The 24,473-nt window shown below is 74.1% G+C and carries 22 protein-coding genes; 10 read left to right on the top strand and 12 right to left on the bottom strand.

From position 1 onward, the window contains the following. Positions 1–30: 30 nt before the first annotated feature. The 7 genes from O7634_RS17740 (at position 31) to O7634_RS17770 (ending at position 8,637) form a co-directional block, all read left to right on the top strand. A complete protein-coding gene (locus tag O7634_RS17740; RefSeq protein WP_278151228.1) occupies positions 31–510 on the top strand; it encodes a DUF2975 domain-containing protein in 480 nt (159 codons plus the stop codon). Further along, positions 510–725 carry a helix-turn-helix transcriptional regulator gene (locus tag O7634_RS17745; protein WP_278151229.1) on the top strand — a complete coding sequence of 72 codons (216 nt, stop codon included), beginning with the start codon at positions 510–512 and terminating at the stop codon, positions 723–725. The genes O7634_RS17740 and O7634_RS17745 overlap by 1 nt, the downstream gene beginning before the upstream one ends. Then, positions 722–886 (top strand): hypothetical protein, encoded by a 165-nt coding sequence (locus O7634_RS17750; protein WP_278151230.1) that lies wholly within the window; start codon positions 722–724, stop codon positions 884–886. Before O7634_RS17745 ends, O7634_RS17750 begins: the two co-directional genes overlap by 4 nt. 129 nt (positions 887–1,015) lie before the next feature. Next, entirely contained in the window at positions 1,016–4,201 is a 3,186-nt protein-coding gene (locus O7634_RS17755; RefSeq protein WP_278151231.1) for an ABC transporter permease, read from the top strand. Further along, a complete protein-coding gene (locus O7634_RS17760; protein WP_278151232.1) occupies positions 4,198–6,903 on the top strand; it encodes an FtsX-like permease family protein in 2,706 nt (901 codons plus the stop codon). The genes O7634_RS17755 and O7634_RS17760 overlap by 4 nt, the downstream gene beginning before the upstream one ends. Position 6,904: 1 nt before the next feature. Continuing rightward, positions 6,905–7,900 (top strand): ABC transporter ATP-binding protein, encoded by a 996-nt coding sequence (locus O7634_RS17765; RefSeq protein WP_278151233.1) that lies wholly within the window; start codon positions 6,905–6,907, stop codon positions 7,898–7,900. Between the two features lie 11 nt (positions 7,901–7,911). Continuing rightward, positions 7,912–8,637, top strand: a complete 726-nt coding sequence (locus O7634_RS17770) for an ABC transporter ATP-binding protein (protein ID WP_278154001.1) — start codon at positions 7,912–7,914, stop codon at positions 8,635–8,637. A 414-nt stretch (positions 8,638–9,051) separates the two neighbouring features. Here O7634_RS17770 and O7634_RS17775 read toward each other — a convergent pair whose 3' ends face one another. The 3 genes from O7634_RS17775 to O7634_RS17785 all read right to left on the bottom strand — a co-directional run bounded on the left by O7634_RS17775 (position 9,052) and on the right by O7634_RS17785 (position 12,257). Beyond that, the gene (locus O7634_RS17775) at positions 9,052–9,504 is read right to left on the bottom strand and encodes a GNAT family N-acetyltransferase (RefSeq protein ID WP_278151234.1); all 453 of its coding nucleotides are present in this window, start codon (positions 9,502–9,504) and stop codon (positions 9,052–9,054) included. Positions 9,505–9,526: 22 nt separating this feature from the next. Next, positions 9,527–11,068 (bottom strand): alpha/beta hydrolase, encoded by a 1,542-nt coding sequence (locus tag O7634_RS17780; RefSeq protein WP_278154002.1) that lies wholly within the window; start codon positions 11,066–11,068, stop codon positions 9,527–9,529. Between the two features lie 73 nt (positions 11,069–11,141). Next, positions 11,142–12,257, bottom strand: coding sequence for an ATP-dependent DNA ligase (locus O7634_RS17785; RefSeq protein WP_278151235.1), 1,116 nt, complete (start codon positions 12,255–12,257; stop codon positions 11,142–11,144). A gap of 135 nt (positions 12,258–12,392) precedes the next feature. Here O7634_RS17785 and O7634_RS17790 point away from each other — a divergent pair, with 135 nt between their 5' ends. The 3 genes from O7634_RS17790 (at position 12,393) to O7634_RS17800 (ending at position 13,652) form a co-directional block, all read left to right on the top strand. Further along, on the top strand, positions 12,393–12,605 hold the full coding sequence (locus tag O7634_RS17790; protein WP_278151236.1) for a hypothetical protein: 213 nt from the start codon (positions 12,393–12,395) through the stop codon (positions 12,603–12,605). Between the two features lie 68 nt (positions 12,606–12,673). After that, on the top strand, positions 12,674–13,096 hold the full coding sequence (locus O7634_RS17795) for an SRPBCC family protein (RefSeq protein ID WP_278151237.1): 423 nt from the start codon (positions 12,674–12,676) through the stop codon (positions 13,094–13,096). A 52-nt stretch (positions 13,097–13,148) separates the two neighbouring features. Next, a complete protein-coding gene (locus O7634_RS17800) occupies positions 13,149–13,652 on the top strand; it encodes a DUF1990 domain-containing protein (RefSeq protein WP_278151238.1) in 504 nt (167 codons plus the stop codon). A gap of 16 nt (positions 13,653–13,668) precedes the next feature. Here O7634_RS17800 and O7634_RS17805 read toward each other — a convergent pair whose 3' ends face one another. The 9 genes from O7634_RS17805 to O7634_RS17845 all read right to left on the bottom strand — a co-directional run bounded on the left by O7634_RS17805 (position 13,669) and on the right by O7634_RS17845 (position 24,396). Beyond that, positions 13,669–14,589 (bottom strand): DNA-3-methyladenine glycosylase 2 family protein, encoded by a 921-nt coding sequence (locus O7634_RS17805; RefSeq protein WP_278151239.1) that lies wholly within the window; start codon positions 14,587–14,589, stop codon positions 13,669–13,671. A gap of 128 nt (positions 14,590–14,717) precedes the next feature. After that, positions 14,718–15,365 (bottom strand): hypothetical protein, encoded by a 648-nt coding sequence (locus O7634_RS17810; RefSeq protein ID WP_278151240.1) that lies wholly within the window; start codon positions 15,363–15,365, stop codon positions 14,718–14,720. A 203-nt stretch (positions 15,366–15,568) separates the two neighbouring features. Continuing rightward, a complete protein-coding gene (locus O7634_RS17815; RefSeq protein WP_278151241.1) occupies positions 15,569–16,351 on the bottom strand; it encodes a zf-HC2 domain-containing protein in 783 nt (260 codons plus the stop codon). Then, a complete protein-coding gene (locus O7634_RS17820) occupies positions 16,348–17,040 on the bottom strand; it encodes a sigma-70 family RNA polymerase sigma factor (RefSeq protein WP_278151242.1) in 693 nt (230 codons plus the stop codon). The genes O7634_RS17815 and O7634_RS17820 overlap by 4 nt, the downstream gene beginning before the upstream one ends. 122 nt (positions 17,041–17,162) lie before the next feature. Continuing rightward, positions 17,163–18,020 carry a fused MFS/spermidine synthase gene (locus tag O7634_RS17825; protein ID WP_278151243.1) on the bottom strand — a complete coding sequence of 286 codons (858 nt, stop codon included), beginning with the start codon at positions 18,018–18,020 and terminating at the stop codon, positions 17,163–17,165. 15 nt (positions 18,021–18,035) lie between these two features. Then, the gene (locus O7634_RS17830; protein WP_278151244.1) at positions 18,036–19,004 is read right to left on the bottom strand and encodes a hypothetical protein; all 969 of its coding nucleotides are present in this window, start codon (positions 19,002–19,004) and stop codon (positions 18,036–18,038) included. Continuing rightward, on the bottom strand, positions 19,001–21,475 hold the full coding sequence (locus tag O7634_RS17835; RefSeq protein WP_278151245.1) for an SMC family ATPase: 2,475 nt from the start codon (positions 21,473–21,475) through the stop codon (positions 19,001–19,003). Before O7634_RS17835 ends, O7634_RS17830 begins: the two co-directional genes overlap by 4 nt. Next, entirely contained in the window at positions 21,475–22,623 is a 1,149-nt protein-coding gene (locus O7634_RS17840; protein ID WP_278151246.1) for an exonuclease SbcCD subunit D, read from the bottom strand. The genes O7634_RS17835 and O7634_RS17840 overlap by 1 nt, the downstream gene beginning before the upstream one ends. Positions 22,624–22,641: 18 nt before the next feature. After that, positions 22,642–24,396, bottom strand: a complete 1,755-nt coding sequence (locus tag O7634_RS17845; RefSeq protein WP_278151247.1) for an ATP-binding protein — start codon at positions 24,394–24,396, stop codon at positions 22,642–22,644. Positions 24,397–24,473: the final 77 nt, after the last annotated feature.

Consider the following 24,473-nt stretch of genomic DNA (forward strand, 5'->3'; position numbering starts at 1 on the left):
TTTCGATAGGTAACGAGCGAAACTCGATGCATGGTTACAGAGCATCGAGCGGTTGCCGCTCTCCGGGTCTTTCTCGTGGTGTTGTTCGGGGTCCTCGTGGTGTTCCAGACCCTCTCGCTGCCCGGGCAGTTCGCCCACATGGCCGCCGAGTCGCCACAGGACGCGCATCTCCGCTGGCCGGCGACCGCCGTGACGGTCTTCTGGGTGCTGTGCGTCCAGGTGGTCATCGTCGCGACGTGGCAGCTGCTCAGCCTGGTCAAGAACGACCGCATCTTCACCCCGGCGTCGCTGAAGTGGGTGGACGCGATCGTGTGGGCCATCGCCGCCGCGTGGGTGGTGCTGGTGGCGGTCTTCCTCTGGGTCGGCTTCAACGCGGACGACCCCGGGCTGCCGCTGCTGCTGTTCCTGCTCACCGTGGGCGTGACGGTGCTGGGGCTGCTGATGGTGGTGATGCGGGCGCTGCTACGGCAGGCCACCTCACTGCGTACCGACATGGAGGCGGTGATCTGATGCCCATCATCGTCCGCATCGACGTGGAGTTGGCGAAGCGCAAGATGAGCGTCGGCGAGTTCGCCGAGCGCGTCGGCCTCACCCCCGCCAACGTGGCGGTGCTCAAGAACGGCCGCGCCAAGGCGGTGCGCTTCAGCACCCTCGAGGCGATGTGCCGGGTGCTCGAGTGCCAGCCCGGAGACCTGCTCGAGTGGGTGGAGGAGGAAACCCCATGAAATACGCCCTGATCGTCGGCATCGTCCTCGCGGTCGCGCTCGGCGTCACCGTCGTCGTGCTCGGCGGCGCCGACGATTCCCCGGGTCTCCAGCTCATCGGCGTCGGGCTGGTGGTCTGCGCCGTGGTGTTCGGCGTCCGCTCGCTCCGGCGTCGCGGCTGACCCGTCCCGACAGTCGCCCGGCTCCGGCCGACCCATCCCCAGTAACGATCAAGTAACGGGCGCGAACCTTTCCCGGGAGGTGAGCTGTCTTGATGGTCGTCGGCCCGCCAGGGCCAGGGGAGGCGTCGGATGAAGTTGGTGTGGAGGCGGGCCCGCGAGGCGCGAGGGCTGCTGGTCGCGGCAGTGATCGCGGCCCTCGTCGCCGTCGCGTTGGTCACCGGGCTGTCCGACTACAACCGCCGGGCGGTGGAGGCCGGGCAGCGGGCGCTGATCGCCGCCGCGCCCGCCGAGGAGCGCGGCCTGCTGGTCAGCGGCTCCGGCGGACGCGACGCGGCCGAGTTCGCCGAGCGGGACTCGGCGGTACGCGCCAGCTTCGCCGACGGGTTCGCCGGTGTCCCGGTCAGCGTCGCGACCGCCCGGTACGGCACCGGCCGGGAGCTGACCGGAGACCTCGGACAGGTGTCCCGGCCGGACGACGAACCGATCTTCGCCAACCTGGCCACGCTCGACGACCTCGCCGGTCACGCGGAGCTGACCAGCGGCGCCTGGCCCCGCCCCGGGTCGAACCCCGTCCAGGTGAGCCTGCCGGAGCGGGTCGCGGGCACGCTGGGCCTCAGCGTCGGCGACCGCGTCCCGGTACGCGACCGTGCCACCGAGCGACGTGGCGAACTGGTCCTCGCCGGCACCTGGCGGCCTCGCGACCCGACCGACGCGTACTGGCTGCTGGCCCCCGGTGTCGGGGCGGGCAGCGCCGGCTCCGGCACCTCCTATGGGCCGTTCGCGCTCGACCCGGCCGACTTCGCCAGCACCTTCCCGGGCGCGGTGTCGGTGTCCTGGCTGGCCCAACCGGACCTCGGCGGCGTCGACACCGCCGACCTGCCCGCCGTCCGGGCGGCCCTCACCGAGGCGACAGCGGCCGTCCCCGAGGCCGCCCGGCTCGGCAGCTCCGCGCAGGTGGCGACCAAGATGGAGACGCTGCTGGACCGGATCACCCGCGCCGACCTGGTGGGCCGGTCCTCGCTGGCCACCCCGCTGCTGCTCATCCTGGTGCTCGGCGGGTACGCCCTGGTGCTGGTCGCCGCCCTCCTGCACGAGGACCGCAGACCGCAGACCGCGCTGCTGCGCGCCCGTGGCGCGGCCCGTCGGCAGTTGGCCGGCCTGGCCGCCCGCGAGGCGACACTCGTCGTCGCCCCGGCCGCGGTGCTCGGTCCGCTGATCGCCGGTGTGGCGCTGCACCACGTCCGCCCCGGCGGGTCGGACGACCTCGCCACCGCCGGCGGCAACAGCACACTCGTGTGGGCGGCGGCAGCGGCCACCGCCGCCGGCTGTCTCGTCGCCATGGTGCTGCCGACCCTGCGCGGCGCAGGCACGTACGTCGCCGACATGGCGGCCCGGTCCCGCCCGAACCGCGCGGCGAGCGTGCAGCGTGCCAGCGTCGACCTGGTGCTGGTGGCCCTCGCCGTGCTCGCCTGGGCGCAGCTGCGCCGGTACGCGTCCCCGCTGGCCGGCTCGGGCGGACGGCTCGGGCTCGACCCGCTCCTGGTCGCCGCCCCGACGCTCGGTGTGCTGGCCGGCGCCGTGCTGGCGCTGCGGGTGCTCCCGCCGCTCACCCGGTTCGCCGAGCGGTTCGTCGACAGGCGTCCCTGGACGGCCACCATGTTCGGCATGTGGCAGGCCGGTCGGCGTCCACACGCCGGCCCGGTGCTGCTGCTCGCCCTCGCCGTCGGCGGTAGCACCCTGGCCTGGTCCCTGATCAGCACCGGGGAACGGTCCCAGGTGGAGCAGGCCGGCCACACCGTCGGCGCCGACCTGCGGGTGACCGAACGGACCGGGACCGCCCCGCCCGGCCGGGCCGGTGAACTCGCCGCCCTGCCCGGCGTGAACCGGGTGCTGCCGGCGTGGCGGGACGAGATCCGGGTCGGGCGGGAGGACCTGTCGGCGACCGTGATCGGCATCGATCCGGCGAGCGCGCCGGGCGTCGTCCGGCTCGCCGACCGCCTCGGCGACGGGACGGCGGCGGAGCGGTACCGCCGGATGGTCGGCGCGCGGGGCGAGCCGGCCGGCATCGAACTACCGGCCGGAACGCGGGCCATCACCGGCACGGTCCGTACCCCGGTGGCCGACGCCGTGCGGCCGCTGAAGGTCGCGGTGACGCTCCTGGTCACCACCCCCGACGGGCTCGCCCTGCGGTTGCCGGCGGCCGACGCCGACAGCGACGGCCGGGCCACCCGGTTCACCGTACGGCTGCCCGAGCTGGGCGGGGCACGGCTGCGGCTGGCCGGTTTCGAGGCCGACGGTGGACTCGCCGCCGGCAACTCCTACCGACTCCAGGTGGACGGGCTGGCGGCGGTCACCGCCGACGGCGTCAACCAGCCGGTCGAGGTGGGCGGCGACTGGGTCATGTCGGCCCCGGGGGAGAAGCCCACCCCGGTGGGGACCAACGGCACCGGGTTCGCCACGGACCGCGCGGTCGAGGTGATTCCCGGCGGCCAGTTCGCGTACCAGCCGACCACCCGGTTCGCCGTCGTACCGGCCGGCGGGAACACGCCGGTGGCGGTGCTGATGACACCGGGGGTCCGCAACGCGCTCAGCCTGCGGGTCGGCGACACCGTCGACCTGACCCTCTCCGGGGCGACGCTGCCGGTGCGCCTGGTCGGCGAACTGGCCGCGGTGCCGGCCACCACCGGGGAGGGCGTCCTGCTCGACCTGCCCGCCGCCGTCGACGCGATGATCCGCGGCAGCGGCACGGTGCGACCCGTACCGGAGTGGTGGGTCGGCGCCGCCGACGCGACCGCCGCTGCCGACGCCGCCAGTGACCTGCCGGGAGTGACGGTGCTCAACCGGGAGGCGACGGTCGAGTCGGCCGCCGACGACCCGTACTGGCAGGGCTCGCGTACCGGAATGCTGGCCGCCGCGCTCGGCGCGGTGCTGCTCGCCCTCGTCGGCCTGGTGGTGGACGTCTGGGCCACCGCCCGGCGTCGGATCGGCGAGTTCGCGGTCCTGCACACCCTCGGCGCGACGCCCCGGCTGATGGCCCGGGCGCTGCTGGCCGAACAGACCTTCCTCGCCGGCATCGGCGTGACGGTCGGGTTGGCGCTCGGCGCCGCGGTCGGCGCGACGATGGCCCCACTCGTCATCCTCACCCCGGCCGCCGGCCGGCCGATCCCCCCGGCGACGTTCGCGCTGCCCTGGGTGCCGATCGGCCTGACCGCCGCCGGTCTGCTGCTGGCGGCGCTCGCCCTCAGCGCGTTCATCGCCACCGGCATCCGTCAGCGGGTGGCGGCGGCGCAGCTACGAATCGGGGGAGAACGATGAGCGTCGGCGCGGCGGTCCGGCGGGTCCGGGCGTACGGCGGGCAGTTCCTGCTCCTGGGGGTGCTGACCCTGGTGGTCACGCTGCTCATCAGCGGGGTGCCCCGGCTGGTCAACAGGCTCGCCGAACAGGGACTGCGGGCGCAGTTGAGCAGCGAGGCGCCCGCGCGTCGGGACATCTCGTACGCCTCGGAGGCGGTGACCGCCCCGGCCAAGCGGACGGCGATGGACAGCGCGGCCGAGCGGTTCGACGCCCTCGGCGCGGAGCTGCCGCCGCCGGTGCGGTCCGGGGTGACCGAGCGGTGGTACGCCGTGGAGAACCCGCCGGCCCGGGTGGTCGGACCGGACCTCGCGGCCCGCAACCTGCTCGTGGACCTGGGGCTGCGGGCGGTGCCGGGCGTGCAGGGCGCGGGCACCCTGGTCGAGGGGGCGTGGCCGAGCGAGACGTACGTGCCGGACCGGCCGATCGAGGTGGCGCTCGACGCCGACGTGGCGGCCAAGCTGAACCTGCGCGCCGGCAGCCAACTGCGCATCGGCCTCGCCGACGAGAACGGCACCCTGTCCGACGCCGAGCCGATGGTGGTGTCGGGGCTGTTCCGCCCCGCCGACCGGGCGGACGGCCTCTGGGACGGGCTGCCACCCCTGCTGCAGGTCATCGAACCGCTCGGCGACGGCGAGCCGTTCACCATAGTCGGTGTGGTCGCCCAGTCGGCCCTCAACAAGCGGGCCGCCGAGGGCTGGCCGATCCAGTCCACCTGGCGCTACCGGCTCGGCGTCGACACCATCGGCGCCCGGCACCTGGATCGGATGATCGACGGCCTCCAGGAGGTGCAGCGCCGTAGGCCGGCGGACCTCACCGTCGCGCTCGGCGTCGACGTGCCGCTGCGCGCGTTCGCCGCCCAGGTCGACGCCGCCCGGACCCTGCTCGCGGTGATCGCGGCCGGGGTCCTGGCCACGCTGGCCGGGCTCATCGTGCTCGCGGCCAGCCTCGCCATCCGACGGCGACGCGCGGAGTTCGCGCTGCTGCGCGCGCGTGGCGGCGCGGCCACCGCCGGCGCCCGGCGCAGCCTCGCCGAAGCGGCGCTGGTGGTGCCGGTCGCCGCCGTCCTGGGCTGGTGGCTGGGCACCCTGTTCCCCGGTGACCCGGACCCCACCGCGCCGTACGCCATCGCCGCGACCGCACTGGTCACGCTGGCGCTGCCACTGGCGACGCTCGCCGTACCGGCCGGTCAGGCGGCGCGCCGGGACCTCGTCCGGGTCCGCCCGTCGGCCCGCCGGGTCACCATCGAGGTCTCGCTGCTGCTGCTGGCCGGGCTCGCCGCGGTGCTGCTGCGCCGACGGGGGCTGACCCTCGGCGAGGTGGACCCACTGCTGGTGTCGGTGCCGGTGCTGCTCGCCGTCGCGGCGGCGGTGCTCGCGCTGCGCGCGTACCCCTGGCCGTTGTTGCTGATCAGCCGGCTGGCCGCGGGTACCCGGGGCAGTGTCGCGTTCCTCGGCACCGCGCGCGCCGGCCGTTCGGCGGTCGCCGCCCCGCTGGTGGTCGTGGTGTTGGCCATCGGCACCGCGGCGTTCTGCGCTGTCGTCGCGGCCGGCGTGGACGCGAGCCGGGCGCGGGCGGCCGAGCAGATCGTGCCCGCCGACGCGGTGATCCGCGGCGAGCGGTTCGCCCCCGACACGGTGGACGAACTGGGCCGCCTGCCGGGTGTGCGGGCCGTCACGCCGGTGCTGGAGACCGACGAACGGCTGGCATCCGACGAGCTCGGCACCGACGCGCGGCTCGCGCAGACGGCGGTGCTGCTCGTCGACGGGGCGGGCCTGGACACGGTGGCTCGCGAGTCCGCGGTGGACCTGCCGATCCCGGCCGCGCTGCGCGCCGCCCGGCCCGGCCCGGGGGCGCTGCCGGCGATCGTCTCGCCGGCCGTCGCCGCCGACCTGACCAAGGCCGGCCTGGACGACTCCGCCTTCGTGGAGGTCCAGGGTCAGCGGTACGAGTTCCGGGTGGCCGGCACCGAGGAGGGGTTCGCGCTGCTGTCGGCGGACGCCAGCCGGTTCGTGATCCTGCCGTGGCAGGCGCTGCCGGCGCGGAACACCGCTCCGGTGCCCACCAGCCTGCTGGTCGCCGGTGACGCGCTGGACGCGGAGGCGCTACGCGTCGCCGGTAACCAGGGGCAGGAGCGCTACCAGCGCGAAGGCACCGTCACCGGCCGGGACCGGCCCCTCAGCGTCACCGTCGACACCCGGGCCGACGTCCGCCGGAATCTCAGCGACGGAGGCGCGAACGGGGTCCTGGCCTTCGGGTTCGTCGCCGGAGCTGCCGGCGGCACCGTGCTCGGGTTGCTGGCCATCGCGTTCACGGTGCTGGCCGGCGCGCGTGCCCGGGGTCAGGTGCTGTCCCGGCTACGCACCCTCGGCCTGTCCCGCCGGCAGTGGCGGGGGCTGTTGCTGGTCGAGCTGACCCCGCTGGTCGCGGTGTCGGTGCTCACCGGCGCGCTGGTCGGCGCGGTGCTGCCCGTGCTGCTCAACCCGGTGCTCGGCCTGTCCGCGTTCACCAGTGGTGTGCCGGTCCGGGTGGCCTTCGAACCCAGCCTGATCGCCGCGGTGCTCGCGCTCGGGGCGGTCGCCCTCGGCTTCGCGGTCGCCGTGGAGGCCCTGAACAACCGCCGGTTGCGCCTCGGTGAGGTGCTTCGGCTCGGAGAGGAGAGCTGAGATGACAGCCACCGCCCAGACGCCACTGGTGCCGGACCTGGCCGCCCTGCAACAGCGGGCAGCGCAACGTGCCGCCGAGCGGGCCGGCGGGCAGGACCGCCTGCGCGGGCACATCGTCTGCGACGGTCTGGTGCGCATCTTCAAGACCGAGGGGGTGGAGGTGGTCGCCCTACAGGGGCTCGACCTGGTCATCGACCGGGGCGAGCTGGTGGCGATCGTCGGCGCCTCCGGGTCGGGCAAGTCGACGTTGCTCAACATCCTCTCCGGGCTGGACACCCCGACCGCCGGCATCGCCCGGGTGGCCGACTACGACCTGCTCTCGCTGTCGGCTAAGCGGCGGCTCAGCTACCGGCGGGAGCTGGTCGGGTTCGTCTGGCAGCAGACCGGCCGCAACCTGCTGCCGTACCTCAGCGCGCTGGAGAACGTCGAACTGCCGATGCAGTTGGCCGGGAAACGCAGCCGGCGGGCACGCCGTCAACGGGCCCGGGAACTGCTCGACCTGGTCGGCGTGGGGTACTGCGCCGACCGGCGGCCGGGGCAGCTCAGCGGCGGCGAGCAGCAGCGGGTCGCGGTGGCGGTGGCGGTGGCCAACGACCCGGAGGTGCTGTTCGCCGACGAGCCGACGGGTGAGCTGGACGAGGCGACCGGCGCCGAGGTCTTCGCGGCGCTGCGCACCATCAACGCCGAGCTGGGCGTGACCATCGTGGTGGTCACCCACGACCACGCCGTGGCCACGCAGGTCCGCCGGACCGTCGCGATCCGCGACGGCCGGACCGCCTCGGAGGTACGCCGGACCGCGCGCATCGGCGCGGACGGCAGCACCGAACTGGTCAGCGAGGAGTACGCGGTGCTGGACCGCAACGGCCGGATGCAGTTGCCGGCGGCGTTCGTCGACGCGCTGTCGCTGAAGGAACGCGTCCGGCTCGACCTGGAGCCGGACCATGTGCAGGTACGGCCCGGTGACCGGGCCGCCGACGAGCGGGGAGCACGGGCATGAGCGGGCGGGACATGGTGGTGACCGGCGCGGCCGGTTCCGGCGGCGCGTCGGCGACGGGTCCGGACGAGGTGGTCCGGGTCAGCGGTGTGAGCCGGACGTTCGGCCGGGGCGAGCACGCCGTGCACGCGGTGCGGGACGTCTCGTTCACCGCCCACCGGGGCGAGTTGGTCGCCATCCGGGGGCGTTCCGGGGCGGGTAAGACCACCCTGCTGAACCTGGTCGGCGGTCTGGACCGGCCGGACAGCGGTCAGGTGACCGTGGCCGGGCACGAGGTGACAGCGGCCGGTGAGGCGGAGCTGCTGAAGCTGCGCCGGGGCACCGTCGGATTCGTGTTCCAGACCTTCGGGCTGGTGCCGATCCTCTCCGCCGCCGAGAACGTGGGCGTGCCGCTGCGGTTGGCGCAGGTGCCGGCCGCCGAGCGGGAACAGCGCGTCGCGGTGCTGCTGGAGCTGGTGGGCCTGGGCGGGCACGCGGCGCAGCGCCCGTACGAGCTGTCCGGTGGCCAGCAGCAGCGGGTCGCGGTGGCCCGCGCGCTCGCCAACGAACCGGATCTGCTCATCGCCGACGAACCCACCGGCCAGCTCGACTCGGAGACCGGGCGGTCCATCATGGATCTGCTGCGCGCCGTGGTGCACGCCCGGGGCATGACGGCCCTGGTCGCCACGCACGACCCGGCCCTGATCGACCTCGCCGACCGGGTCCTCGTCCTGCGCGACGGACGCCTGGTCGACGGCTGACCGCTGCTCTCGGCTGAACTCTGGTCCGCTGCCCTCCGCGTGGTCCGTGGTCCGCGGTCCGTGCTTTTCATCCTGCGGCTTGGTCAGAATCGACTGGCCGTCGTGGTCTGTTCGCTCCCTGTAGAGCTGCCCCAGATATGGACCGTGCGGCGGCGGGTGGGGCGGGACGGGGCGGAACCGGGACGGGGCGGAACCGGGACGGGGCGGAACCGGGATGGGACGTGGCGGTGGTCGTTGGGCCTGCCGTCGACACGGCTACGGCCCCAGCGGCATCATCGGCCCAGAGTTCGCTGCCGGAGAAGTTCCGCTGCCGCGGTGGTCTCGCTGCCCCAGAATCGGGGCAGCTCTACAGGCAATGAGAACGAACATCGGGGCCCGACGTTCGCCCGCCGACTCCGGCCAGCGCGCCGGCGGTCAGAGGGCGAGCTTCATGCCCTCGTGGCTGGCCACGAAGCCGAGGCCCAGATAGAAGCGGTGCGCGTCGGTGCGGGTCTTGTCGGTGGTGAGCTGCACCAGCGCACAGCCGCGTTGCCGGGCCTGGTCGATTGCCCAGGTCATCAGGTCCCGGCCCAGCCCCTGGCCGCGCCGGTCGGAGCGAACCCGGACCGACTCGATCAGGGACCGTTCGGCGCCGTGCCGACCGAGGCCGGGGATGTAGGTGATCTGCAGGCAGCCGACTACCTCACCACGGTGCTCGGCGACGATCAGGTGGTTGCGCGGGTCCGCCTCGATGTCAGCGAACGCCCGCTCGTAGGCGTCGTCGACAGCGGTGAAGTCGCGGGCCTTACCCAGGACGTCATCGGCGAGCAGGGCGATGACGGCCGGCAGGTCTGCCCGGACCGCCTCCCGGTAGATCACGTCGGTCATGTCGTGATCTTGGCACAGGCCGTCAGCGGGCCGGGCAGCGCTTCCCCTCCGCCGGCACGGTCAGGTCGATCAGGTAGGCGTCGACGGCGTCGGTGATGCAGGACGTCTGCGGGTAGGCCGTGTGCCCCTCGCCCTCCCAGGTGAGCACCCGGCCGACCCCCAGCATGGAGGCGAGCCGTGGGGTCTGCTCGTACGGCGTCGCCGGGTCGCCGGTGGTGCCGACCACCACGATCGGCGGCGCGCCGTCGGCCTTCCCGGTCGGGTACGGGTCACGCCCGCCCGGCCACTCGACACAGCTCAGCATGCCGACCGCGAGCGCCGGCCCGAACAGCGGGTATTTCGCCCGCCACTGCGACTGCAACCGCCGGATCTGCTCCCGGCTCGGCTTCTCGGTCTCGTCCGCGCAGTTGATCGCCAGGTTGGCGTCGAACAGGTTGGAGTAGTGCCCGTCGTCCTCCCGGCCGGCGTACGAGTCGGCGAGCCGGAACACGTCCTTCGGGTCGCCCTCGGCCAGCCGGTCGATCGCCCGCGCCAGCTCCTGCCAGCCGGACTCCGTGTAGAGCGACGAGATGACCGCGTAGAACACCCAGCCGGCGGTGGCCTCCCGCCCGTCCGCTCCGCGTACCGGAGAGACCCTGGCCTTGTCGATGGCCGACGTCACCGCGGCGCGCGCGTCCGGGGCGATGGGGCAGCGGCCGGCGTTCGCCGCGCACCAGCGGGTGAAGTTGGTGAAGGCCCGCTCGAAGCCACGGGCCTGGCTCTCCGAGCCCTCCACCAGCCGTTGCTGCGGGTCGACAGCGCCGTCGAGCACCAGCGCCCGCACCCGCTGGGGGTAGAGCTGGGCGTACGTCGCGCCCAGCAGGGTGCCGTAGGAGTAGCCGAGGTAGGTGAGCTTGTCGTCGCCCACCGCGGCGCGGACCGCGTCCATGTCGCGGGCGGCCTGCTCGGTGCCGTACAGCGGGAGTTGGTCGCCGTAGCGGTCCCCGCAGCCGCGCCCGATCCGCTGGCTCAGACCGACGAAGTCGTCGAACGCCCGCTGGCTCGTCGGGTCGGGGTCGAAGCCGAAGCTGGCGTCCAGGTCGGCGTCGGAGATGCACTTCACCGGGCTGGACCGGGACACCCCACGCGGGTCGAAGCCGACGATGTCGAAGCGCTCGGTGATCGACGCGGGCAGCCCGCCGAACTGGGTGCCGAAGGAGAGATAGACGGCGGTGTCGACGCCGGAGCCGCCCGGCCCGCCCGGGTTGACCACCAGCGAGCCCACCCGGTCGCGCTGCTTGCTGGACCGGGCGCGCAACAGGGCGATCTCGAAGGTCTGCCCCGCGCCCGGCCCGGCGGTCGCCCCGGTGCCGGTGCCCCAGTCCCTCGGCACCGCGATGCGGGCGCAGTCGTAGCGCATGTCCGGCGCGCCGCGCCCGACCAGCTCCTCGGGGATCTCCGGGCAGGGCCGCCAGGTCGGCGCGCTGCCGGTCGGCGCGGCCTCGCCCTGCACCTCGGTGCGCGGCGCGAACGCCGGCAGCGTGCAGCCGGCGGTGAGCAGCGCGGCCACGGCGAAGCCGGCCATCGTACGACGGACGCGGCGGGCCCGTTCGGCGGTGCGGGTCACGTGGTCCTCCGGGATCGGGTCGACGGTCAGGCTACGCCGAGCCGGTGGCGGCCCGGTCCACGGTGGTGGCCGGGTCGCCGCGCAGCACCTGGTCCACGTCGAAGCGGATCGGACGGTCGAGCTGGTCGTAGCGGCACGAGCGGGGATCGCGGTCCGGACGCCAGCGGACGAACTGGGCGGTGTGCCGGAACCGCTCGCCCTCCATCGCGTCGTAGCCCACCTCGACCACCAGCTCCGGGCGCACCGGCTCCCATTCCAGGTTCTTCGTGCCGGTCCACCGGCTCACCCCGCCGGGGATGCGTTGGCCGCGCTCGTGGTCGCCGTGCACCCACGGGTGCTCGCCGCCGGTGTCCCGGTAGGGCGCCAGCTCGTCGAGCAGCTCGGCGCGGCGGGCCATGCTGAACGACGCGCTCACCCCCACGTGGTGCAGGACGCCCGCGTCGTCGTAGAGGCCGAGCAGCAGCGAGCCCACCACCGGGCCGGACTTGTGCCAGCGGAAGCCGGCGACCACCGCGTCGGCGGTGCGGGAGTGCTTGACCTTGAACATCAGCCGCTTGCCCGGCTCGTACGGCAGGTCGGCGGGCTTGACGATCAACCCGTCCAGCCCGGCGCCCTCGAAGACGTCGAACCAGCGACGGGCGATCTCCGGGTCGGTGGTGACCTGGGTGACGTGCACCGGCGGGCGCACCCCGGCCAGCGCCTCGACCAGCCGCTCCCGGCGGCGCGGGTAGGGCTCGTCGAGCAGCGCCTCGTCGCCGATCGCCAGCAGGTCGAAGGCGACGAAGTCGGCCGGGGTGGTCTCGGCCAGCATCTTCACCCGGGACGCGGCCGGGTGCACGCGCTGGGCCAGCAGCTCGAAATCCAGCCGGGGCTGGCCGCCCGGCCCGTCGCGCCGGATCACGATCAGCTCCCCGTCGACCGCGCACCGCTGCGGGAGCTGCCGCCGGGCCTGCTCGACCACCTCGGGGAAGTAACGGGTCATCGACTTGCCGCCCCGGCTGGCCAGCTCGACCTCGTCGCCGTCGCGGAACACGATGCACCGGAACCCGTCCCACTTGGGCTCGTAGGTCACCCCGGGTGTGGTGGGCAGCTTGGCGACGCTCTTGGCCAGCATCGGCTCGACCGGCGGGTTGATCGGCAGGTCCACGCCGACCAGTCAATCAGACGGCACCGACAGCCGTGAGGCACATCACCGTGGCCGGCAGGGCGGCGTGTCCCCGTACGCGCCGCTCGTCCCGGCCGGGCGAATCACATAGCCGCAGGTCAGAGCTACTTTCGCGAGGTGTCCGAGTGGGTCTGTGACTGCTGCGGGCGGTGGCGGGTGAGCGTGGAGCTGATCCGGGGCCGCTACCGGTACCGGCTCACCCGCCGCTACCCGCAGCGGTTCGGCGGGGGCCGCAACGTGCTCGGCGAGGTCGGTTCGGTGGCGGAGCTGGAGGAGCTGCTGCGGAGACAGACCCCGCTGACCCTGGCCGACCTGCACGAGGCCGCCTGAGCGCCGTCCCGGCGTCCACTCAGGACCCCGATATGCTGCCCCGAACGGGTCGCCACGGGAGGCACACCATGCGGTTCGCTACCGACACGGAGATCGCCGCCGACGTCGAACAGGTCTGGGCGGTGCTCGCCGACGTGCCGCGCTGGCCGGAGTGGACCGCCTCCGTGACGCGGGCCGAGCGGGGTGAGCCGGGGCCGCTCGCCGTCGGCGCGACCGCACGACTGACCCAGCCGAAGTTGCGGCCGGCCCTCTGGCGGGTCACCGAGCTGACCGACCGGCGGGCGTTCGTCTGGGTCTCCGACTCCCCGGGGGTACGGACCACCGGCGAGCACCTGTTGGTGCCGCTACCCGACGGGCGTACCCGTGTCGAGCTGGCGATCGACCAGTCCGGCCCGCTGTCCGGCCTGATCGGCCGGCTGTACGGCGGGTTGCTGCGCCGCTACCTGCGGATGGAGGCTGACGGGCTCAGGCGTCGCTGTGAGCGGGGCTGACGGCCGGGGCGGCCGTACCCTGACCGTGTCCGATGGGGGTTGAGGAGGAGTGGTGGCCGAGCTGACGTACCCCGAGGTGGGCTCGACCCGGCACGGGGCGCTGCCCGGCGGGTACCACCACCTGCGCCACCGGTTCCCGTTGCCGGCGGGCTGCTTCGACGTCGCGGCCGAGGCGGTGCTGAGTTGGCGGTTGCACCGGGCCGCCGGCGTCCGGATGCGCACCGACGCCCCGCGCGCCACCGAAGGCGTGCTGGTCAGCGCCGGCCTGGGCGTCGGCCCGGCCCGCGTCTGGGGGCCGTGCCGGGTGGTCTGGAGCGAGGAGTCGCCGGGGCTCGCGGGCTTCGGCTACGGCACCCTTGCCGGGCACCCGGAGCGGGGTGAGGAGGCGTTCGTGGTCGGCCACGACGACGACGGCACCGTCTGGTTCGAGGTACGCGCGTTCAGTCGCCCGGCCCGCTGGTTCACCCGTGCCGGCGGGCCGGCTGTCCGGGCGGTGCAGCACACGTACGCGTGGTGGCTCGGCCGCACCCTGCGCCGGCTCTGCGCGACCCGCTGACCGCGGCGCCCCCTGCTCAGTAGCGGGCGAAGGAGCGGATCGGCGCGCGCGGGCCGTACTTCGGCGCCTGGATGCCGGCGGCTGCCAGCAGGAGACACACCCGACCCCGGTGACCTCGGAACGGCTTCAGCAGCTCCAGCAGCCGGGCGTCGTCGCCCCTGGGCTCGCCCGCCAGCGCCCAGGCCACGGTGTTCGGGATGTGGTAGTCCCCGACGCTCACCGCGTCCGGGTCCCCGTACGCGATCCGGACCACCTCGGCGGCGGTCCAGGGGCCGATGCCCGGGATGGCCGTCAACCGGCGGGTGGCCTCGGCGGTGTCGACGCAGCGCTCCAACCGGTCGGCGAGCGCCGCGGCGCGGCGGAGCGTGTCGGCCCGCCGCTGCTCCACCCCGAACGGGTGGAACACCCAGTACGGGGTGGCGGCGACGGCGGCGGGTGTGGGCGGCAGGAGCAGCGGCTGGAACGGACCGGGCGCCGGCTCCCGGAAGTGCCGCACGGTGGCCGCGTACGCCCGGTAGGCCTCCTTGCCGGTGACCTTCTGCTCGAAGATCGCCCGCAGCAGCCGGGGAAACACCTGCCCGGTCGCGGGCATCCGGAGCCCGCGGTGCTCCCGGGCCAGCCGGGCGACCACCGGGTGCGCCTCGGCCAGCTCGGCGAAGCCGGTCAGGTCGTCGCGGAGCCCCGCGATCGCGTCGGCGCGGGCCAGGACGTGCTCGGCGCCCGGCCCGTAGCCCTCGGCGAGCAACGCGCCGTCGGCGGGCCGCAGCGCGAGCGTGGCCGGCCCGTCCGGGGTACGGGTGGCCCACCAGAACGTGCCGGCGGCCACCCGGGCGCACGGGTCGTACGGGCTGAAGGTGAGCGCGTGGACCGAAGCGGCCAGCCGGTAGCCGACCGGAGGGTGCAACACCCTGGTCGCGGCGGCTTCGGTGGCGGTCACCCGCCCACTCTGCCACGTGCCGGACGGGACGCCGGCACCACCGGTGTGCCGACGTCCCGGGTACGACGGTGGCCGGCCGCGCCCTCCCCGGCGACGACCGACCACCGTGACCTCGCGGCGATCCGGGCTCAGTACGAGTAGCCCGACCCGCCCGCGTCGCTGGCGCCGCTGTTCGACGGGGGCGCGACAGCCTTCGGCGTGGAGGTGGGCAGGCAGCTCAGGTTCTTCTTGCCGTCCGGCTGGACCACGAACCAGGTGCCGCCGACGGCCTGACCCTTCCACTGGCCGGGCTTCTTGTCGCCGATGTAGCGGTACACCGGCCAGCCGCCGATGGTGAGCTGGCGGGTGCCGTCCTGACGGGTCACGCTGCCGACCTTGTCGTCGGAGACGCCGGTCAGCTGCGGGTTGCCGTCGGTCAGCGACGGCGGCCACACCTCGGCGCACTTGTCGACGCAGTTCGACGACGGCGGGTCGGCGGTGTCCTTGTCGAAGCGGTACAGGATCCAGCCGTCCTCGTCGGTGACCACCTTGCCCATCCGGGGGACGCTCTTGCCGGTCAACTTCTCGGTCAGGTCGACGTTCGCGGGCGGGGCCTCGGCGGCCGGCGCCTCGGCGGACGGCGACGCCTCCGCCTCGACCGATGCGGTGGGCTCGGCCGCGGCGACGGCGACCGGCTCCGCCGCGCTCGAGTTCGCGGGGTCGTAACCCGCGGGAGCGCAGGCCGTAAGTGCGACCATCGCGCTCGCGACGATGACGGTCCGCTTCATCTGTGCCACGTGCCCTCCTCATTCTTGGCAGTTCGCCCATTGGTACGGCGGGCAGACTGTCAAGGTTGAACGAGTAACAGTGGTCAATTTCACTGAGGTTGATCTGAACCGAACGGGGCTGTGCTGCGTACGCCCCCGCGAACGGTTCCGCCGGCAACGACAGATCGGCGCCGGCCATTGTGACAATGACCGGCGCCGACAGCGTACGCGGATTACAGCGGTACGGTGACCAGCGGACTCGCCACGCCATTGGCGTCCACCGACTGCACCTGGAGTTGCTTGATGTCGGTCGTCAGGGCCGACGTCGACGCGCTCAGCTCAAGGCCCTGCGGCCGGGTGTTGGTGCCGTAACCGCCCTCCGGCACCGACCAGGTGGAAATGACCTCGGTGCTGGCATTTTTGCGCACCACCACCAGTCGGCAGACCCGCGGCCCGGGCAACCTCCGCATGCTGAAGTTGATCCGGGTGCCGTACTCCCGCTTCACCAGGAACATCGTCGTCTGCACGCCCGTCGTCGGGTCGGTCGCGTCGACCTGGTCGCCCTCCTCCTCGGTGCCGCCCACGCCCGGACCGCTCGGCGCGGCCGTCGGCCCGCTCGTCGGCGGGTCGCTCGGCGTGCTCGGCGTCGACTCGGCGAGCACCCCCGGCGGCTGCTCGTTTCCGGCCACCTGAACGAAGCCGTAGCCGCTCAGGCCACCGAACACCACCACCGCGGCGGCCGTCGCGAGCATCTGCCGGAACCGGGTACGTCGCCGGTCCGCCCGGACCGCGCCCAACGTCCGGTTCAGCAGACCCGGGTCGGTGGCGGTCTGCTCCAGCGCCATCATCGTCTCGCCGTCGATGTCGGAGAGCAGGCCGACCACCGGCACCATCGTCTCCAACTCGGCCGCACACGCCCAGCAGGTGGCGAGATGCTCCTCGAACCGCTCCGTGTCCTGCTCGTCGAGCACGCCGAGCGCGTACGCCGCGACGTCCATGTGATCCGGCCGGCTCATTCTGTCACCCCCCGCTCCTGCAGAGCCGTGCGCAGCGCGCGCAGCGCGTAGTAGACCCTCGACTTGGCCGTGCCGAGCGGCAACCCCAACTCCTCGGCCGCCTCCGGCACCGTCCGCCCCCGGAAGTACGTCGAGATCAGGATCTCCCGGTGCGACTGACTGAGCGTACGCAGGGCGTCCGCCACCGTCATCGTGCGCAGCACCCGTTCGGTGCTGTCCGCCTCGGCGAACGCGGTGAGGTCACGGTCGTACGTCTCCGGCGGCCGGGCCTCCTGGCTGCGGTGCTCGTCGATGGCGATGCGCCGGGCCACGGTGACCAACCAGGGCCGCAACGAACCCTGCCCCTGGGTGCCCAGGCGGTGCGCGTTGCGCCACGCCCGCAGCAGCGTCTCCTGGACGATGTCCTCCGCGCGCTGCCGGTCCCCCCCGGTGAGGCGCATGACGAACATCAGCAACGGACCGGCGTGCTCGGCGTAGAGCTGCCTGATCAACTGGTCGGAGTGGTTGGCCTCGGTGGACGTCGCCTGATGGCGTCCGGGCGCCGGTCGGGGCGTCACCGGACCATTCTGGCGAGACGTCGCCCGCGCGTCGACCCCCCGGGCAGACGAGGTCGACCGTGACGTCGGCCGCGCTGACAACCAGTCAGCGCGTACCGCGTCGCCGTGCCAACCGGCCGCCACTGCGTGCATGCAGACCTCCGGGATTTCCGTGACCGACGCCGGCCCATGAGGCGGGCCGCCCGGTGGTACGCACGACCGACCGGAACGGATCAACGAACGGCGGAAAATTTTCCCGGCTGCGGTGTGGACGCTCAGCGGCGTACCGAGAAAAGGCCCGGCGGTGGCGGGTCGGAGCCGGTGGCGTCGGCGTCCCGCACGACCGCCGCGCCGCCGGCGAACCGGTCCAGCTCGTCGCCGGCCACCACCCGACCGGGGAACCAGTCGCCGGCGGCACGCCGGGACAACTCCGGAACCGGTGGTGTGGTCCGCCCCGCGACCAGCACCAGGTTTCCGTACCGCCGCCCGCGCAGCACCGCCGCGTCACCCACCAGGCACGCCTGCGGCAGCACCGAGCGGACCGTGGCCACCTGCCCGCGGGCGTGCCGCAGCGGCGGGCCGTCGGCCAGGTTCGCCAGGTACCACCCGGTGGGGCGCAGCACCCGGGCCACCTCGGCGGCATACTCCACCGAGGTCAGGTGCGCCGGGGTACGCGCGCCGGCGAACACGTCGGCGACCACCACGTCGTAACTCGCCTCCCGGGTGGCCGCCAGCACGGCCCGCGCGTCCTGCACCCGGACCCGCAACCGCCCGTCCGACGGCCACGGCGCCACCCGGCGGACCAGCTCCACCAGAGCGCCGTCCACCTCGGACACCCGCTGGGTGGACCCCGGCCGGGTGGCCGACACGTACCGGGGCAGGGTCAGGGCCCCGCCACCCAGGTGCAGCACCCGCAGCGGTACGCCGGCCGGGGCGATCAGGTCGACGGCGGCGGCCAGCCGCCGGACGTACTCGAACTCCAGGTGCGTGGGGTCGGTCAGATCGACGTGCGACTGCGGCGCGCCGTCCAGCAGCAGCGTCCACGAACCGGGCCGGTCCGGGGCCGGGACCAGCTCCGCCAGCCCGGTGTCCACCTGCTCGACCACCCGGTCACCGGCCCGCTTACGCCCCATCGCGGATCCCCACCCTCACCGGGCCGCGCGGGCCGCGGCGGTCAGCGCGCGGTGCAGCAGCCGGGCATCGCCGAGCAGGGCCCGCAGCCTGCGCTCCAGGCCGGCGATCGGGATCAGGTTCTGCGGGGCCCGCGGGTCCTTGTAGGGCGTGGAGGCGAAGCGGGGCAACGTCACCAGCGACAGGTCGGCCAGCTCGATCGCCGCCTCGACGGGCAGGTCGGGGGAGCACTCCACCCGGACGATCCCGGCCCACGGCGCGCCCACCGCCACCGGCAGCCGCAAATACCACGACCAGCCACCCCAGGCGGTGCCCAGCCGGAACACCGGCGACCGCTCACCGGACGCCAGGCCGGTCACCACCGCCGTCAGCCGGGCGTCCAGATACTGACTGTGCTGCGTCTTGATGTAGCCCAGGGTGCGGGGCAACTGCCGGCGACTACGCAGCGGACCGTCCACCACCAGCAGGTCGCCGTCCACCCGCGCGGCGTCGGAGACCGCCACCTCCAACGCGGTCAGCGGGGCCTGCACCGCCGCCGGCAACTTCGCCAACTCACCGGAGCCACCCACCCGGTGCACCGGGTACCGGACCGCGCCCGCCACCACGTCCTGCGCCGACGGGCTCGCCGTGAACAGCCCCCGGCCCACCCGGGTGCCCGCCAACTGCGCCGCGCCGTTACCCAGGTCGCACCGGACCACCCCGGCCGCGTACGAGGCGGCCAACCCGGGAAACGAGCCGCCGTCGGTCTCGGCCGTCCAGATGCTCGCGTCGATCCGGCGGACCCCGTCGACGAGCAACACCACGTCCGGCGCCCGCACCCCGGGGCGTACCCCGATCGCCCGCCAGTCCACAGCGGGCAGCTCCACGTCCGCGTCGACCTGCTGGCTGCTCGGCGCGGCCGGGCCGGCGGCGGACGCCTCGAACGACGCCCCGTAGGCCGGGTCCCACGAATCGACGAAGAACGAGGCGTCGCTCCTCGCGCTCACCGGCCGGTCCGTTCCACGCGGGCGGACCGGGCGTCCTTGCGCACCTCGAAGCGGACCGGAATCCGCTCGGCCAGCGCCGACACGTGGGTCACCACGCCGACCATCCGGTCGCCCCTGGCGGCCAGGTTCTCCAGTGTGGCCGCCACCGTGTCCAGGGTGGCGGCGTCCAACGTGCCGAAGCCCTCGTCCAGGACGATCGACTCCAGGCTCGCCGCCGTCGTCGACATCCCGGCCAACTGCTCGGAGAGCGCCAACGCCAGCGCCAGCGACGCCTGGAACGTCTCGCCGCCGGAGAGGGTCCGCACACCCCGACGCAGGCCCGCGTCGTGGTGGTCGACGACGGCGAACTCGCCCTTGTCGTGCACCAGCTCGTACTGCCCGCCGGAGAGCTCCCGCAGGATGCCCGACGCGCCGTCGACCAGCAGGTCCAGCGCCTCGGCCAGCAGCCACCGCTCGAAGTTGTTGGCCCGCAGGTGCCCGGCGAGGGCGCGGGCGACCCGCGCCTCCCGCTCGTGCCCGGCCCGCTGCTCGCGCAGCTCCCCGGCCTGCTCCCGGCGCTCCACCAGTCGCCGGCGGTCCGCGTCGGCCCGCTCCACCGCGACGGTCGCCGCGTGCACCGGATCGTCGCCGACCGGCACGTCGGCCGCCGCGAAGAGCGCCGCCATGTCCCGCTGCACCGCCTCCGCCACGGCCTCGGCCTCGGCGACGGCGGCGGCCCGGCCGGCCCGATCGGCGCGCCGCCGGTCCGCCTCGGCTGTCGCCCAGCCGGTCAGCGCCGTCCACGCGGCGGCCACGTCGTCCCGGTCGGCCGCCGGTGGACCGAAGCGGGCCAGCCCGTCCCGGGTGGTGTCGAAGGCACGCCACCCGGCCCGCAGCCGCTCCTCCGCGGCGTCCACACCGGCCCGGGCCCGGCGCGCGGCCTCCCGGCCGGCCCGGACCGCCGTCGCCGCCTCCTCCAGGGCCCCGCGCAACCGGGCGTGCTCGGCCAACTCCCGCCGCAGCACAGCCGGCTCGGCCGCACCGGCGAGCTGATCGTCCAACTCGGCCAGCCGGGCCTCCAACTGCTGCTGCTGGGCCCGCGCCCGCACCAGCAGGCGCTCCAACTCCCGGGCCGCCTCGTCCCGTTGCCGCACCGCCGCCTGCGCGGCCTTCGTCGCGGCCCGGGCCGCCTTGCCCGCCGCCGTCGCCGCCACCACCGCCGAATCGGCGGGCACCGCCGGCACCCGCGCCACCGGCTGCTCGCACACCGGGCAGGCCGCGCCCTCGTGCAGGTGCACCCGCAGGCTGACCGCCAGATCGGTGGCCTTCGCCTCCTCGTGCGCCCGGAACGCCGCCTCCAACGCGGCGTCGGCCCGCTCGGCGTCCGCGCGGGCGGCCTCCAGGGCGGCCACCGCCGTCGCGTGCTCGTCGTCCGCCGTGCGCACCGCCGCGCGGACCGTGTCGGCCTCGCCGGCCAACCGGTCCCGATCGTCGTACGCCCGCAGCAGCAGTCGCAGCGCGCTCTCGTCGCCGGCGCCGGCCAACTCGCCGCGCAGCTTGTCCTCGCGCTCCTCGGCCAACGCCACGGCGGTGGCCGCCGCCTCGGCGTCGGCCCGCGCGGCGGTGACCGCGCGCGCCACGGCGGCCACCCCGGCCGGCGCGCGTACCCCTGTCAGCACGGCCAGCTCGTCGTCGAGAGCGGTCAGCGCCGCCGTCGCCTCCCGTGCGGCGACCCGGGCCGCCGACAACCGCGGCACCGCGGCGGTCACGGCGGCGGCCAGCTCGGTCATCCGGTCGACCCGGGCGTCGGCCTCGGTCAACGCCTCGTCGCCCACGTCGGCCAGCCCGGCGAGGACCTGGTCGACCGCCTCCAACCGGGCGTCCGCCTGCGCCGCGCGGGCCGTCGCCCGCTTCTGCACCTCCTCGTAGACGCCGAGGCCGAGCAGATTGACCAGGATCTGCTGCCGGGTCGCCGGCTTGGCGTGCAAAAAGTCGGCGAACTGCCCCTGCGGCAGCACGACGCAGCTGGTGAACTGCTCGTACGGCAGCCCGACCGCCTCCAGCACCGCCTGCTCCATCTCGGCGGGGGTGCCGGCCAGCACCTCGCCGAGGTCGTCCGGGCTCAGGCCGGTGTCCAGTTTGGTCACGTCGAAGCCGGCGGGCATCACCTGCAAACCGGCGTTCGCGGTCTTGACGTTGCCCCGGCCGTCCCGGCGCACCACCCGGGTCGCCACGTACCGGGCGCCGCCGGACTCGAAGACCAACCGCACCCGCGCCTCGGTCGCCGACGGCGCCAGCGCGTTCGCCAAACCCCGGGTCCCGCCCCAGCGGGGCACCGTGCCGTAGAGGGCGAAACAGATGGCGTCCAGCACCGTGGACTTGCCGGAGCCGGTGGGGCCGATCAGGGCGAAGAAGTCGGCGTCGGTGAAGTCGATGGTGGTCTCGTCCCGGAAGACGGTGAACCCGGCCAGGTCCAGACGCATCGGACGCATCAGTGCTCGACCTCCTCGAACAGCTCGTCGAAGAGCTCCCGGACGCCCTCGTCGTCGTGGCCACGGCTGTCCAGGTAGTCGCCGAACAACTCCCGGGGCGAACGCCCGGACCGCTGCGCGACGCGCGCTCCGCTGCCCGGAGCGGCCAGCAGCTCCGGGTCGATCCGGATCTCCAGCGCCCGGGGGAGCAGCTCCTGGACCTCCTCACGCAGACCCGCGCGGGGCTGCTCCCGCACAAACACCCGCAGCCAGGCGTCCGGCGCCTCGATCTCGGCGAGCTGGGCCAGGGTGCCGCGCACCGTCCGCAGCGCGCTCGCCGCGGTCACCGGCACCTCCCGCACCCGGGCCGCGGTGCTGGCCGTCACCTCCACCACAGTCACCGAGGGGACGTTCTCCTGCTCGCCGAAGTCCACGGCGAGCGGGCTGCCGCTGTAGCGCACCGGGCAGGGCCCCTCGACCCGCTGCGCCCGGTGCAGGTGGCCCAGCGCCACGTAGTGCGCGGTGGCCGGAAACACGGTGGCCGGCACGGCGTAGCCCAGCACGGTGTGCGCGTCGCGCTCGCCACCACCGGCGGCGGCGCCGGTCACCGTCAGGTGCGCGGTCACCAGGTGCACCCGGTCCGGTTCGGTGAAACCCTCGGTGAGCCGCCCCAGCACCCGGCCCAGGTGGTCGGCGTACGTCTGGTTGGCCTCGGCGGCGGTCAGCTCGTACATCTCCAGCGCGCGGACCGCGTAGCGCTGGGACAGGAACGGCAGCGCGGCCAGCCGCCAGCGCTCCCCGTCGGCGGTGACGCCGTCGATCACGTGCTCGTCCGGGTTTTCCCGCACGCTGCCGCGCAGCGTGATGCCGGCGGCCTCCGCCCAGGGACGCAACGCGTCCAGCGCCGGGCCGTTGTCGTGGTTGCCACCGATCGCGACCACGTCCGCGCCGGTGCGCCGCAGCGCCGTCAACGCCCGGGTGACCAGGCGGGTCGCCTCCGAGGTGGGGGCGGCCGTGTCGTAGAGGTCACCCGCGACGATCACCAGATCCGGCTGCTCGGCGCGGGCGATGTCGATCACCCCGGCCAGCACGGCCTTGTGCTCCTCGGCCCGGGACTGCCCCTTGAGCACCTTTCCCACGTGCCAGTCGGAGGTGTGCAGGATCTTCATGGGTGTGCCGGCCCCCAGCTAGAACGGGATGTCGTCGTCGGTGCCGCCGCGACCGGAACCCACCACGGCGAACGGATCGGCGGACTGGGTGATCGAGCGCAGCGTCTCCGATGGCGCCCGGCCCGCCTCGGAGACCCGGGTGGCCCACGCCGGGAACGGGAACTCCAGGCAGAGCGGGACCGGGATGTCCGGCTGGTTGACGAACATGGTGCCCGGCTTCGCCAGCAACGCGCGTTGGCGCTGCGCGGGTGGGAGGAAGCCGTATTCCGGGCGGGACGCCTCGGCCGGGTCGAGCCGACCGACCACCCGGATCGCCGAGTTGGTGACGATCCGCCGCTCCACCTCGCTCGCCGTCTGCTGCGCGCCGATCAGGATCACACCGAGTGAGCGGCCCCGCTCGGCGATGTCGAGCAGCACCTCCTTGATCGGGGAGGAGCCCTCGCGGGGGGCGTACTTGTTCAACTCGTCGAGGACCACGAAGAGCAACGGCTTCGCGGTGCCCGCCTTCTCCTTGCGCTCGAACTCGCTCTTCAGCGTCACACCGACCACGAACCGCTGCGCGCGGTCCGGCAGGTTGTGCAGGTCGACCACGGTGACCTGGGCCGACTCGCTGGTGTTGATCGAGTGCGGGCGGCGGGCGGCGAGATCGCCGCGGATCAGCCGGGCGAGGTCCTTCTTGCTGCCGATCAACCGCCGGGCGAACGCGTTGACGGTGCCCAGACCCACCGCGCTGCCCGCCCAGTCGGAACGGGTCTCGTCGTCGTTGAGCTGGTCGACGATGTGGTCGACCAGGTCGCCGTACGAGCCCAGCCGGACCCCGTCGATGCTCACCCCGCCGTCGGCGGGCTGGGCGTGGCGGGCCAGGTGCGCGGCCACCGAGTGGACCACCATCGTGTACTGCTGGCGCTCGTCGTCGGCGTCGGCGAAGACGTACGGCAGCAGCCGGTCGGCGCAGAACTCGCTCAACGTCCAGTAGAACGAGTCCACCCCGGTCAGCCGGCTGCTGACATCCGGGGTGCCGGCCGCGTCACCGACCCGGGGCGGCGCGTAGACCCGGACGTCGGGGAAGGCCCCGGCGTTCAGGCCGAGCTTCGCATACGCCGCGCGGGTGGGCTCGTCCAGCCGCGTGTTGGGGTGGTCGAGGAAGAGCAGGTCCTCACCCTTGACGTTGAAGATCAGCGCCTTGGCGTTGACCGCGTCGCCGCCCAGCACGCCGGAACGGAAGACCGAGTAGAGCAGGAAGGTGGCGAAACTGGTCTTGGTGGCCACCCCGGAGATGCCGGAAATGGAGACGTGCGCGCCCCGGCTGCCGTCGAGGAAGTCGGCGTTGAGGTAGACCGGCACCCCGTCCCGACCCATCCCCATCGGAATGCGTCGCTCCATCCGGTCGAAGTGCAGCGCGCGGGCCCGCGCGTCGCCCTCGGCCCGGTGCACCACCGCGCCCGGTGTCGGCGGCACGTAGAGCTCCGGGTCGACCCGGGTGGTGGTGATCTCGGCTGCCTCCTGCACCATTGCCGGCAGTGTGCCGTCGGCGATGGCGAACACGTCGGAGTCGAACTGGGCGCCCTCGTGCCGGGCGCGCACCTGGGTGACCACGCCGGCGATCGTCACCGGCTCGCGGTCGGGCAGGTCCCGTCGGGTGACCACCACGTCGTCGAGCTGGAGATAGCTGCCGGGGGTCACGGCCGTCCAGAACTGCAACGGGGTGGCGTCGGCGGTGCCCAGCACCCGCCCGACCGCCTCGCCCGGAGTGTCGAGGTCGGCGTCGGTCATCGGGCGAGGCGGGTCGGTCGGGCACTACGGTCGGCACGCATGCAGTGCATCCTGCCCGAGGAGTACGACAGGTCGCC

The organism is Micromonospora sp. WMMD1120, from assembly GCF_029626235.1.
Lineage (GTDB): Bacteria > Actinomycetota > Actinomycetes > Mycobacteriales > Micromonosporaceae > Micromonospora.